10 protein-coding genes and 1 pseudogene are annotated in these 11,172 nt (G+C 61.8%); 8 read left to right on the top strand and 3 right to left on the bottom strand.

Features of this window, described 5'->3' with window-relative positions:
• Positions 1–37: 37 nt before the first annotated feature.
• Positions 38–463: a hypothetical protein gene (locus BMZ57_RS16205; RefSeq protein WP_010211288.1), complete on the top strand. Its 426-nt coding sequence runs from the start codon at positions 38–40 to the stop codon at positions 461–463.
• Here BMZ57_RS16205 and dkgB read toward each other — a convergent pair.
• Positions 460–1,278, bottom strand: coding sequence for a 2,5-didehydrogluconate reductase DkgB (dkgB, locus tag BMZ57_RS16200; RefSeq protein WP_021493368.1), 819 nt, complete (start codon positions 1,276–1,278; stop codon positions 460–462). The two genes, BMZ57_RS16205 and dkgB, sit on opposite strands and share 4 nt — an antisense overlap.
• 255 nt (positions 1,279–1,533) lie before the next feature.
• On the opposite strand from dkgB, the gene BMZ57_RS16195 reads away from it, so the two are divergent.
• From BMZ57_RS16195 to BMZ57_RS16170, 6 genes are all read left to right on the top strand, one after another.
• Positions 1,534–2,172, top strand: a complete 639-nt coding sequence (locus BMZ57_RS16195) for a TetR family transcriptional regulator C-terminal domain-containing protein (protein WP_010211286.1) — start codon at positions 1,534–1,536, stop codon at positions 2,170–2,172.
• A gap of 152 nt (positions 2,173–2,324) precedes the next feature.
• Positions 2,325–3,116 carry an enoyl-CoA hydratase/isomerase family protein gene (locus BMZ57_RS16190; protein WP_069672703.1) on the top strand — a complete coding sequence of 264 codons (792 nt, stop codon included), beginning with the start codon at positions 2,325–2,327 and terminating at the stop codon, positions 3,114–3,116.
• A gap of 27 nt (positions 3,117–3,143) precedes the next feature.
• Positions 3,144–4,304, top strand: coding sequence for an acyl-CoA dehydrogenase family protein (locus BMZ57_RS16185; protein ID WP_010211284.1), 1,161 nt, complete (start codon positions 3,144–3,146; stop codon positions 4,302–4,304).
• Between the two features lie 16 nt (positions 4,305–4,320).
• Positions 4,321–6,429 (top strand): acetate--CoA ligase family protein, encoded by a 2,109-nt coding sequence (locus BMZ57_RS16180; protein WP_010211283.1) that lies wholly within the window; start codon positions 4,321–4,323, stop codon positions 6,427–6,429.
• Complete coding sequence (locus tag BMZ57_RS16175; RefSeq protein WP_069672702.1) at positions 6,419–8,026, top strand: 5-guanidino-2-oxopentanoate decarboxylase; 1,608 nt, start codon at positions 6,419–6,421, stop codon at positions 8,024–8,026. The genes BMZ57_RS16180 and BMZ57_RS16175 overlap by 11 nt, the downstream gene beginning before the upstream one ends.
• An 87-nt stretch (positions 8,027–8,113) precedes the next feature.
• Positions 8,114–8,815, top strand: coding sequence for an NAD(P)H-dependent oxidoreductase (locus BMZ57_RS16170; protein ID WP_069672701.1), 702 nt, complete (start codon positions 8,114–8,116; stop codon positions 8,813–8,815).
• A gap of 19 nt (positions 8,816–8,834) precedes the next feature.
• On the opposite strand, the gene BMZ57_RS16165 is transcribed toward BMZ57_RS16170, so the two are convergent.
• Positions 8,835–9,914, bottom strand: coding sequence for a 3-deoxy-7-phosphoheptulonate synthase (locus BMZ57_RS16165; protein ID WP_021493367.1), 1,080 nt, complete (start codon positions 9,912–9,914; stop codon positions 8,835–8,837).
• A gap of 612 nt (positions 9,915–10,526) precedes the next feature.
• On the opposite strand from BMZ57_RS16165, the gene BMZ57_RS16160 reads away from it, so the two are divergent.
• Complete coding sequence (locus BMZ57_RS16160) at positions 10,527–10,958, top strand: GNAT family N-acetyltransferase (protein WP_010211279.1); 432 nt, start codon at positions 10,527–10,529, stop codon at positions 10,956–10,958.
• Positions 10,959–10,993: 35 nt separating this feature from the next.
• Here the strand turns inward: BMZ57_RS16160 and BMZ57_RS16155 are convergent.
• A pseudogene (locus tag BMZ57_RS16155) lies at positions 10,994–11,144 on the bottom strand (helix-turn-helix domain-containing protein); the annotation flags it as partial.
• Positions 11,145–11,172: the final 28 nt, after the last annotated feature.

Below are 11,172 nucleotides of genomic sequence, written 5' to 3'. Positions count from 1 at the left end.
CGCTCACTGACGAGCGCTGCATGCCCAGGGTTCCGCCATGCCAAACAAAGCATTGACCATACTGATTGCCGATGAACAACACCTGCAACGCCTGCATATCGAAAAAATGCTCAACCGGTTGGGGTACTTCCGAATCGTACCGGTGGAAACCCTTGAAGAGGTCCTGTTGCTCACCGCCATCCCGGCCCGGCCGTTTGATGTGCTGATCATCAATTCGGGGCTGACGGCCCACGCTTGCGGGCCTCAACCTCAGGCACACCATGTGCTGGTCTACGATTATCTGGACCTGAGCGCCCGCACCGCTGACGCAACCCCGGCGGTGCTGATGCGGCTGCCCGGCATGCCTGATAACGTCAACCTCGAACACTTCATGGACATCATCGACCCACCCGCTGCCACCACCGGCCTGCGCGTGCTGCCGTGGCTGCGGGAGTTATCCCGTGCGCCCGTGGCCGGTGTTTAATCCCACTTTGGCGCGATACCCTTGGGGCTGGTCAGGCGATGGCCGCGTTCCAGTTCGGCAATCTGTGCCATATCGGCAGCGCTCAAGGTCAGTTGCAGGGCCTTGAGGTTGCTTTCCAGGTTGGCGCGCTTGGTCGATGATGGGATCACGGCGTAGCCCAATTGCATGGCCCAGGCCAGTGTCACTTGCGCCGGGGTCGCCTGATGGCGCTCGGCGATTTGCTGGATCACCGGGTCCTTGAGCACCTCGCCGTAGGCCAGGGTCATGTAGGACGTGACCTGAATGCCGTTGGCGGTGGCGAAATCCACGACCTTGCGGTTTTGCAGGTAGGGGTGCAGTTCGACCTGGTTGGTGGCGATGTTTTCGGCCCCGACGGCTGCAATCGCCTGTTTCATCAAGTCGACGGTGAAGTTGGAAATGCCGATCTGGCGGGTCAGGCCCAGGTGCTTGGCTTCCAGCAATTGGCCCATGAATTCGGCGACAGGTACCTGGTTTTCCGGTGAGGGCCAGTGGATCAGTGTCAAGTCCAGATAGTCGGTCTTAAGTTTGCTCAGGCTTTCACGCAGGCTTGGAATCAGCTGGCCTTCGGCGAAGTTGGCGATCCAGATCTTGCTGGTGATAAACAGCTCGTCACGCGGGACGCCACTGTTGGCAATCGCCTGGCCGACGTCGGCTTCGTTCTCGTAGATCTGCGCGGTATCGATCACGCGGTACCCCAGTTCCAGGCCGGTGCTCACGGAATCGATCACCACCTGGCCTTGCAGGCGGAATGTGCCAAGGCCGAAGGCTGGGACGTTTTGCGTTGGGATAGACATCGGTAACTCCTGAAGGGGTGTGAACAATGGCGTCGAGTATCCGCCCGTTGTTCCTTCGGAAAAACCGCCGAATCCGAAAAGGACTCTTTACCGCAAATCACGAATAGCAGCGCCGTGAACAGCTCGCGGCGTGCTATCGATTGGTCGCGCATTGCCGCATGAGCGACCTGAGCTGCGGACGCTGGATCAGGTGTCGCCGGGTTATCGCGACTGATGTAGAGTCGTGCTGCCGTCTCAATCGTAGGAATTCGCCGCATGACCCAGGAATCCCGTTTTTCCCGGATGGACCCGGAAGTGCGCAAGGCCAATCTGGTCCAGGCCACGCTCACGTGCCTCAAGCGTGATGGTTTTCAGGGGGCGTCGATTCGCAAGATCAGTGCCGAGGCCGGGGTGTCGGTGGGATTGATCAGCCATCACTATTCGGGCAAGGACGAACTGGTGGCCGAGGCCTACCGCACCATCACCGATCAGGTCATGAGCCTGCTGCGCGCGACCATGGCCAAGGCGCCGCCTAACCCTCGGGAGCGCCTGTCGGCATTGTTCCGCGGCTCATTTTCCGCCGAATTGCTCGACCCGCACTTGCTGGACGCCTGGCTGGTTTTCTGGGGCGCGGTCAAGACAGCGCCGGCGATCAACCTGGCTCACGAACACTCCTATGGCGAGTACCGCACCATCATGCGTTCGGCCCTGACCGACATGGCCAGGGAGGAGGGCTGGAAGCACTTCGACGCCGATCTGGCCGCCATCGGACTGAGCGCGCTGCTCGATGGGTTGTGGCTGGAGTCGGGGCTCAACCCTGGCACGTTCACGCCGGAGCAGGGCATCCAGATCTGCGAAGCCTGGGTCGATGGCCTGCAGGCCGGTGGGCGCCAGCGTTATCAGCTCAAACCCTGAGCCTTCTCCAGCCGCCTGGACGCACGGTTCAGGCCGGCCGTTTACCCCTCCTGAAAATATTTGCTGATTGCCGATTGCCTTCTTACTGAACACTTGTTTAGTATCGTTTCGTGTCGCACCCCTCAAGCCAACTAAAATAATTCGAGGAAGCCATGACTATTGATTCGCCCGTGCTCACTCAGGTGCAAGCTGGCGTTGCCTGGATCACCCTCAACCGTGGCCCGCAGCGCAATGCCTTGGACATTCCCACCCTCAAGCACCTGCACGCCTTGCTCGATACCTTCAACACCGACCCCGCTGTGCGTGTGGTGGTATTGACCGGCAACGGTCGCAGCTTCTGCGCCGGTGCCGACCTGGCTGAGTGGGCCGCCGCCGAAGCCCGTGGCGCCCTCGAAACTTATGGCTGGACCGACACTGCCCACGCCTTGATGACGCGCCTGCACACCCTCGACAAACCCACGATTGCCGCAATCAACGGCACCGCTGTCGGCGCGGGTATGGACCTGACCCTGTGCTGCGACCTGCGCGTCGCCGCCCAATCGGCGCGCTTCAAGGCCGGTTACACCAGCATGGCCTACTCGCCGGATGCCGGTGCCAGTTGGCACTTGCCGCGCCTGATCGGCAGCGAGCAAGCCAAGCGGCTGCTGTTCCTTGACGAGCTATGGAGCGCCGACCGAGCCCTGGCTGCGGGCCTGGTCGGTGAAGTGGTCACGGATGATCACCTGCACGCCCATACCAACGCACTCGCCACACGCCTGGCCAACGGCCCGACCTTTGCCTTCGCCCAGACCAAGACCCTGATCCGTGACGGCGCCGAGCGCAGCCTGACCGCGCAACTGCAGGCCGAACTGGCCGCTGGGCTGTTGTGCGGACGCAGCGCCGACGGTACCGAAGCCTTGCGCGCCTCCCTGGAAAAACGCCTTCCGATTTTCAGCGGCAAATAACAACAACACCTCCGAACAGGTAGCGCCATGAATTTCCAACTCAGCCAAGAACAAGACATGTTGGTGGACGCGGTACGCAGTTTTGTTGCCAAGGAATTGTTGCCCCATGAAGAGGCGGTGGACCGTGCCGACGCGGTCTCGCCCGAGCTGGCTGCGCAGATTCGCGACAAGGCCATTGCTGCCGGTTTCTATGCCTTCAACATGCCGGAAGAGGTGGGGGGCGGCGGCCTGGATTACCTGTCCCAGGCCCTGATCGAACGGGAGCTGTCCAAAGTCTCGTGGGCCTTGCATGTGTTTGTCGCGCGGCCGTCCAAGATCCTGATGGCGTGCACCGGCTCACAGATTGGCGACTACCTGTTGCCCTGTGTGCAAGGCAAGAAAGTCGACTGTTTTGCCTTGACCGAACCCGGCGCCGGTTCCGATGCCAACGCCATTAAGACCCGCGCCGTGCGCAGTGGCGATGACTTCGTAATCAATGGCAGCAAGCACTTTATCAGCCATGCCGGGCACGCCGATTTTGCCATCGTGTTCGCGGTCACCGATACCTACGAACACAATGGCCGGCAGCGCAACGCCGTGACCTCGTTCCTGGTCGATCGTGGCACCCCCGGCATGACCATCCGCCGTGGCCCCAAGTGCGTAAGCAACCGGGGTTATCACACCTATGAAATGTTCTTCGATGATTGCCGCGTCCCGGCTTCCAAGGTGCTGGGCGAAGTGGGCAAAGGCTGGGAGGTGGCCAATGCCTGGCTCACGGCCGGCCGTGTGATGGTGGCCGCCAACTGCGTCGGCCAGGCCCAGCGCGCCCTGGATGTGTCGTTGCAATGGGCGGCGGACCGCAAGCAGTTCGGCCAGCCGATCGGCACCTACCAAGGCGTGAGCTTCAAGCTGGCCGACATGGCCACACAGATCCGGGCCGCTGAACTGCTGACCCTGCACACTGCCTGGAAGATGGATCAGGGCAGCATGACCGATGGCGAGGCCGGCATGGCCAAGCTGTTCGCCAGTGAAACCCTGGGCAAGGTCGCCGATGAGGCGGTGCAGATTTTTGGCGGTATGGGCTTGATGGATGAAGGGCCGGTTGAACGTATCTGGCGTAACGCACGGATCGAGCGGATCTGGGAAGGCACTTCGGAAATCCAGCGCCATATCATCGCCCGTGAACTGTTGCGGCCGCTGTTGCGCTGATCGGCGAGGAGAGCGTATGTCCCAGGCTATTCGCGACAATCTCAAACGCCTGCTGGCGCCCCGGCACCTGGCTTTCGTTGGTGGACGCAGCATGGCGCGTGCGCTCAAGCGCTGTGCCGACGGCGGATTTACCGGGCCGATGTGGTTGGTCAACCCGCAGCATGACAGCCTTGATGGCATCCCCTGCGTGCGCCGCGTGACCGATTTACCGTGCGGGCCGGATGCGGTGTTTATCGCCACCAATCGCGAGTTGACGCTGACCTGCGTGGCTGAGCTAGCCGCTATCGGCACGGGTGGTGCCATATGCTACGCCTCCGGTTTTGCCGAGACGGGGGCCGGCGGTGCAGCTCTGCAGCAGCAACTTCTGAAGGCTGCGGGCGATATGGCCTTGCTTGGCCCCAACTGCTACGGCCTGCTTGACTACCTGCACTGCTCGGCGCTGTGGCCGGTGGCCCATGGCGGCAAGTCGGTAGAGAAGGGCGTGGCGGTGCTCACCCAGAGCGGCAACTTCGCCTACAACCTGTCGATGAGCGACCGTTCGCTGCCAGTGGCCTACATGGCCTCGGTCGGTAATCAGGCGCAACTGGGCGTTGCCGAGCTGATGGACGTGTTGCTCGATGAGCCGCGCGTCACCGCCATCGGCCTGCATTTGGAAGGCTTGAAGAATGTGCCGGGGTTTGCCCGAGCAGCGCACAAGGCGTTGGAGAAAGGCATTCCGATCATTGCGCTGAAAACCGGCGTGTCGCAGATCGGTGCGGAACTGGCCTTGAGTCACACCAGTTCGCTGTCGGGCTCCGACGCGCTGTACGACAGCTTGTTTGCGCGCCTGGGCGTGATCCGCGTCAGCGGCCCCGTGAGTTTTGTCGAAACCCTGAAGGCCGCAGCGTGCGGCAATCTTCCGGAGGGGAATCGCTTGATTGCACTGGCCTGTTCTGGTGGCGATGCGGGGCTGATTGCCGACTACGCCGAACGCAATCACCTGGCCTTGCCGACACTGGACGACGACCAACGTGCTGAACTGGCCCAGGTGCTGCCCAGTTACGCCAACCTGGTCAATCCGCTGGATTTCACCACCGCCATCTGGGGCGACCGTGATGCCCTCGACGCGATGCTCGACACCGTGCTGCGAACCGCCGCCGACGCCGCCATGCTAGTGCTGGATTACCCGGCCGAATTCACGGGTGAGCGCAAGGAGTGCGACCTGTTGCTGGAGCTGTTCTGCGCCGCGCTCGGTCGCCATGGCAAGACCGGGTTCGTCACTTCGGCACTTCCCGAACTGTTGCCGCCCCATGCCCGCGAGCGCCTGCATGCTCAGGGAATTGCTGCGCTGCAAGGCGTAGAGGATGCATTGGCCGCTTGGGGGCGGATTGCCGACTACCCGCGCAACCGCCGCGTGTTGCTGGAGCGAGGAGAATCGATCCTCGAACCGTTGTGCCCAAAAGCCCTGGATGACAGAGGCGAGGCCTTGGACGAATGGGCCTCCAAGCAAGCCTTGCGTGCATTCGGCCTTACGACACCGGCCGGCGTATTGAGTACGCCGGGCAGGGCGGTCAGCGATGCAGAAATGCTGGGCTATCCCCTGGTGCTCAAGGCGGTCAGCGCGCAGTTGCCGCATAAAACCGAGGCCGGTGCCGTGGTGCTGAACCTGCAAAACGGCAGGGCCCTGACCGCTGCACTTGAGCAGATGCGCGCGCACATCTCGGCTTATGCACCGCATGTCGTCTTCGATCAATTGCTGCTGGAGTCGATGGCTACACCGCCGTTGGCGGAGTTGATCGTGGGCATCAAACGCGAAAACGACTTTGGCCTGGCCCTGGTCATCGGCGCCGGCGGCATCCTGGTGGAGTTGCTCAAGGACAGCCGCAGCCTGTTGTTGCCGACCACCGACAGTGCCATCCGCAACGCCTTGCTCAGCCTGCGCAGCGCAGCATTGCTGCAAGGTTTTCGCGGGCGTGAAGTGGCGGATCTGGACGCCCTGGTGACGGCCATTCGTGCCGTGGCCGACTACGCCTGCGCCAATGCCGGGCAGTTGCTGGAGCTGGATGTGAACCCATTGTTGGTCAATGCCCAGGGCGCCACGGCGGTCGATGCGTTGATCCGTCTAGGAGATGAACATGTACGATAAAGCGATGACCGGTGGCCAGGCCCTGGTGCGACTGCTGGCCAACTATGGCGTCGACACGGTATTCGGCATTCCCGGTGTGCACACCCTGGAGCTGTATCGCGGCCTGCCCGGTAGCGGCATTCGCCATGTGCTGACGCGCCATGAGCAAGGTGCCGGCTTTATGGCTGATGGCTACGCGCGGGTCAGCGGCAAGCCGGGGGTGTGTTTTGTGATCACCGGCCCCGGCGTGACCAATGCCGCCACCGCTATTGGCCAGGCCTATGCCGATTCGATTCCGATGCTGGTGATTTCCAGCGTCAACAGCACCGTCAGCCTCGGCAAGGGCTGGGGCATCCTGCATGAGACCCAGGACCAGCGCGCGATCACGGCGCCGATCACCGCGTTTTCGGCGGTCGCTCTGAGCGCTGAGGACTTGCCTGAACTGGTCGCCCGTGCCTACGCCATCTTCGACAGCGAGCGACCCCGCCCGGTGCATATCTCGGTGCCGCTGGACGTGTTGGCCGCGCCAATCCAGCGCGATTGGAGCAACGAGGTCGTACGCCGGCCAGATCGCGGTTTGCCGCCGGCCAAAGCCCTGGATCAGGGCGCGGCCAAACTCGCGGCAGCCAAACGCCCAATGATCATCGCCGGAGGCGGTGCGTTGGCGGCTGGCGAGGCATTGCAGCGCTTGAGCACGCAGTTGGCGGCGCCGTTCTTCACCAGCGTGGCCGGTAAGGGTTTACTGCCTGTCAATGACCCGCTGAATGCCGGTTCCACCCTCTGCGTCGAACCCGGGTGGCAACTGATCAGTGAGGCGGATGTGGTGCTGGCGGTGGGCACGGAAATGGCCGATACCGACTATTGGTGTGAGCGTTTGCCTCTCGGCGGCGAGCTACTGCGGGTGGATATCGACGCGCGCAAGTTCAATGATTTCTACCCCTGTGCCGTGGCGCTTAAAGGCGATGCGCAGCAGACCGTGCTGGCCTTGCTGGAACGCCTGCCGACCACCGCGCGCAACGCTGAAGCCGCCATCTCGACGGTGGCGGCGTTGTTGCACGCGGTCGAATCGGGGCACGGCCCGTTGCAGTCCATCCACCAAGCCATTTTCGACCGCATTGAAGCCGAATTGCCGGCCAATGCATTCATCAGCAGTGACATGACCCAGTTGGCCTACACCGGCAATTACGCCTACCGCAGCCGTGCGCCGCGCAGCTGGTTGCATCCTACCGGCTACGGCACCCTGGGCTACGGCCTGCCTGCCGGCATCGGCGCCAAGTTTGGCGCGCCACAACGGCCGGGCCTGGTGTTGGTAGGCGACGGTGGTTTCCTCTATACCGCCCAGGAATTGGCCACCGCCGTGGAAGAACTGGACAGCCCGTTGGTGGTGCTGTTGTGGAACAACGACGCCCTTGGCCAGATTCGTGACGACATGCTGAGCCTCGATATCGAGCCCATCGGCGTGCTGCCTCGCAATCCGGATTTCGCGCTGTTCGCCCAGGCGTTCGGGTGCACCGTGAACCAGCCCCGCAACCTGGATGAATTACAGACGGACCTGCGCAACGCTTTCAAACGCAATGGCGTGACCTTGATCGAGTTGAGACATGCCTGTGCCTGTTGACCTTTGGAGAGACAAGATCAGGGGGGGGCCGACTGGCTCGATCATCTGCTGGCCCAACGGGCGGCGCACACTGTTTGAGGACATCCCATGAAGGTTTTGATTGTTCACGCCCATCCTGAACCGCAGTCATTCACCGCGGCCTTGCGCGATCGGGCGGTCGCCACGCTGGAGGGCCTGGGGCATGCGGTAAAGGTCAGCGATTTGTACGCCATGCGGTGGAACCCGGTGGCGTCGGCGGCGGACTTTTCGTCGCGGGAAAATCCGGATTACCTGGTATATGCCCTGGAGCAGCGCCTGGGGGTGAAGAAGCAGTCAATCGCCGCAGATATCCAGGGCGAGTTGGACAAGCTGCTGTGGGCTGACCTGTTGATCCTCAACTTTCCGATCTTCTGGTTCTCGGCGCCGGCGATGCTCAAGGGCTGGATCGACCGGGTGCTGGTGTCGGGGGTGTGTTACGGCGGCAAGCGCTTTTATGATCAGGGCGGGCTGGCGGGTAAACGGGCGATGATCACGGTGACCCTGGGCGGGCGCGAGCATATGTTCGGTGAGGGCGCGATTCATGGGCCGCTGGAGGATATGCTGCGGCCGATTCTGCGCGGGACGTTGGCGTATGTGGGCTATGACGTGCTGGCCCCGTTTGTGGCGTGGCATGTGCCGTACATCAGCGCTGAAGCGCGGCAGGATTTCCTGGTGGCGTATGAGCAGCGGTTGCAAGGGCTGACGGATGAACAGCCCTTGGTGTTTCCGAAGCTGGCGCAGTTCGATGAGGCGCTATACCCCCTATCCTGAGCGGATTACCGTTTAAATGTCAGTCGGTCTTGCGTTGTTCCCGCAACCTTTCGGCCGCACTGCGCAACAACCGCTCGGTGCCATTCCAGCCCAGGCAACCATCGGTCACCGATACGCCGTATTTCATCGACGCGCTCAGCGGCTGGCAGCCTTCGAACAGATGGCTTTCGAGCATCATGCCGATCAGCGAGGTGTCGCCCTGCAGGCGCTGGTCCAGCACCTCGTTGAACACCGCCGGTTGGCGCAACGGGTCCTTGCCGCTATTGGCGTGGCTGCAATCGACCATGATGCGCGCCGCCACCTTGGACTTGGCCAGATCGTGCTTCACCTGTGCCACGCTTTGCGCATCGTAGTTCGGCCCACGGTGACCTCCGCGCAGCACCAGGTGAGTGTCAGGGTTGCCTGGGGTCTGGATGATCGCCGGGTGGCCCTGGCTGTCGACGCCGAAGTGACGGTGCGGGTGGGACGCCGAGCGCATCGCGTCACAGGCAATTGCGACGCCACCGTCGGTGCCGTTCTTGAAACCCACGGGCATGCCCAGGCCGCTGGCCATCTCGCGGTGGATCTGCGATTCAGTGGTGCGCGCGCCAATCGCGACCCAGCTGAGCAGGTCATCGAAGTAGCCGGCGGCCATGGGTTGCAGCAGCTCCGTGGCGACCGGCAAGCCCAGGCGCAGCATTTCACGCATCAACTGGCGGGACAGCGTGAGGCCGGCGGCCATGTCATCGCTGCCGTCTAGGTGTGGGTCGTAGGCCAGGCCTTTCCAACCAATAGTGGTGCGCGGTTTTTCGACGTAGGCGCGAATCACCAGCAGCATCTGGTCGCTGACTTCGAGCGCGAGCTTCTTTAGGTTGCGCGCGTATTCCATGGCCGACTCAGGGTCGTGGATCGAGCACGGGCCGACAATCACCAGCAAACGCGAATCTTCGCCATTGAGGATGGCGCGCACGGCGTGGCGATGGGCGTGGACTTGTTCGGTGAGGAACGGGCTGAGGGGCAGTTGGTGCTTGAGCTCAAGGGAGCTGGGCAGGCGCTGGGTCAGGGCTTCATTGGCGCTGGTCAGTGCAGAAATCGGCAGAGCGGCGGTGGCGGAGTTCATATTCAAGGCTTCCTGGGCAAGCGGCGGGCTGTTCCCGCGCGCTCTGCCCTACTGGGGTGTTCGACAATTGGCCGTATTGGCTACGTGTGTTGGCTTGCCACCAAGAGGTGACCGATCGGAGGCGGCAGGCTGTCCCGAGCGGAGCTGGCTAAATCGCCATGCGGTGGAGGTGTCGTAGCGGTAATAGGTGGCGTAGTTCATGTCGTGTGTCCTTTAAGTGTTCTGCGAAATTAATAGAGGCCTGAAAAAACAAAACCCCCGGTCGGGGAGCCGACCGGGGGTTTAGATTTCTCTGGTAGGCGACCCCTTGAGTAGTGGGCGCCGATTTCAGGTATCAGGCGCGCCAGTGGCTAAACCAATACCCAAAATAAAAGCTTACTGCTGCGCTCGAACCGTTCACACGGGTAGCCGATACCGCGCGCGGGGCGCTGGTAGCAGGGCAGACCTGAGTGTGGGTGAGTTGCAACATGGTGTGTCTCCAAATGATTGGCAGAGCTTACTTGACGCACACCGGTAGTTTCAATCAGAAATTTCTATTGTCATGGGCTACTTACGACTATGGGGTGAGTGCCGATATGCTGTGGACACTCTAATTGGGATGGATACGGACAGATGGCGTTTCACTTACGCGCAGCCACGGACCTTGACCTGCCGTTCGCACGCACCCTGACCTTTGAGGCTATGAGCCATTACTACCGGCAATACGGGCTGATGTGGTCCAACGATGGTTTTGACGTCGCCTGGGCTGGCCGTGAAAACTGGCTGATCTGCAATGACGACGGGGTGATGGGCTTTGTCAGCCTGAGCCGCGACAGCCGCGCGCTCTACATCCGAGAGCTGCATATGCTCGAAACGTGTCGCAGATTGGGTGCGGGCAGTTGGGTGTTGGAGCAGATGGCGCTCAAGGCGCAGGCGTTGGGTTTGCTGCGTTTGACGGTATTCAAGACCAATCCGGCCAGGCGGCTCTATCAGCGTAGGGGGTTGAGCATTGTCGGTGAGGAGGACTGCTTCTGGCGTATGGAGCGTGTCTGCCCATCCCGCTAAATCATGCAGTCAATCCTAATAGGCGCATACTGGCTTCAGTAGACGACTTCCTGATCGTTGTTTTGGCCATCAGCCTTAATAAAGGATGATCCCTTCTTTCATGCCCAAAAGGACCGCTACCTTATGGGCTTCTCCACGCCGTCCCTTTTTGCGCCCAGCGAGCACTTGATAGGTGGTTGCCGGATTGGCTTATGCAGCATTACGGATTCCGGGC

The organism is Pseudomonas simiae, assembly GCF_900111895.1.
In the GTDB taxonomy this organism is placed as follows: Bacteria; Pseudomonadota; Gammaproteobacteria; order Pseudomonadales; family Pseudomonadaceae; genus Aquipseudomonas; species Aquipseudomonas simiae.
The sequence above is the reverse complement of the archived record's forward strand: the minus strand, read 5'-3'. Positions and strand labels throughout refer to the sequence as shown.

Coding starts and splice junctions, on each gene's coding strand:
- BMZ57_RS16190 (WP_069672703.1), top strand. CDS start 2,325: ATGACTATTGATTCGCCCGTGCTCACTCAGGTGCAAGCTGGCGTTGCC.
- BMZ57_RS16175 (WP_069672702.1), top strand. CDS start 6,419: ATGTACGATAAAGCGATGACCGGTGGCCAGGCCCTGGTGCGACTGCTG.
- BMZ57_RS16195 (WP_010211286.1), top strand. CDS start 1,534: ATGACCCAGGAATCCCGTTTTTCCCGGATGGACCCGGAAGTGCGCAAG.
- BMZ57_RS16170 (WP_069672701.1), top strand. CDS start 8,114: ATGAAGGTTTTGATTGTTCACGCCCATCCTGAACCGCAGTCATTCACC.
- BMZ57_RS16180 (WP_010211283.1), top strand. CDS start 4,321: ATGTCCCAGGCTATTCGCGACAATCTCAAACGCCTGCTGGCGCCCCGG.
- BMZ57_RS16160 (WP_010211279.1), top strand. CDS start 10,527: ATGGCGTTTCACTTACGCGCAGCCACGGACCTTGACCTGCCGTTCGCA.
- BMZ57_RS16185 (WP_010211284.1), top strand. CDS start 3,144: ATGAATTTCCAACTCAGCCAAGAACAAGACATGTTGGTGGACGCGGTA.
- BMZ57_RS16165 (WP_021493367.1), bottom strand. CDS start 9,914: ATGAACTCCGCCACCGCCGCTCTGCCGATTTCTGCACTGACCAGCGCC.
- BMZ57_RS16205 (WP_010211288.1), top strand. CDS start 38: ATGCCAAACAAAGCATTGACCATACTGATTGCCGATGAACAACACCTG.
- dkgB (WP_021493368.1), bottom strand. CDS start 1,278: ATGTCTATCCCAACGCAAAACGTCCCAGCCTTCGGCCTTGGCACATTC.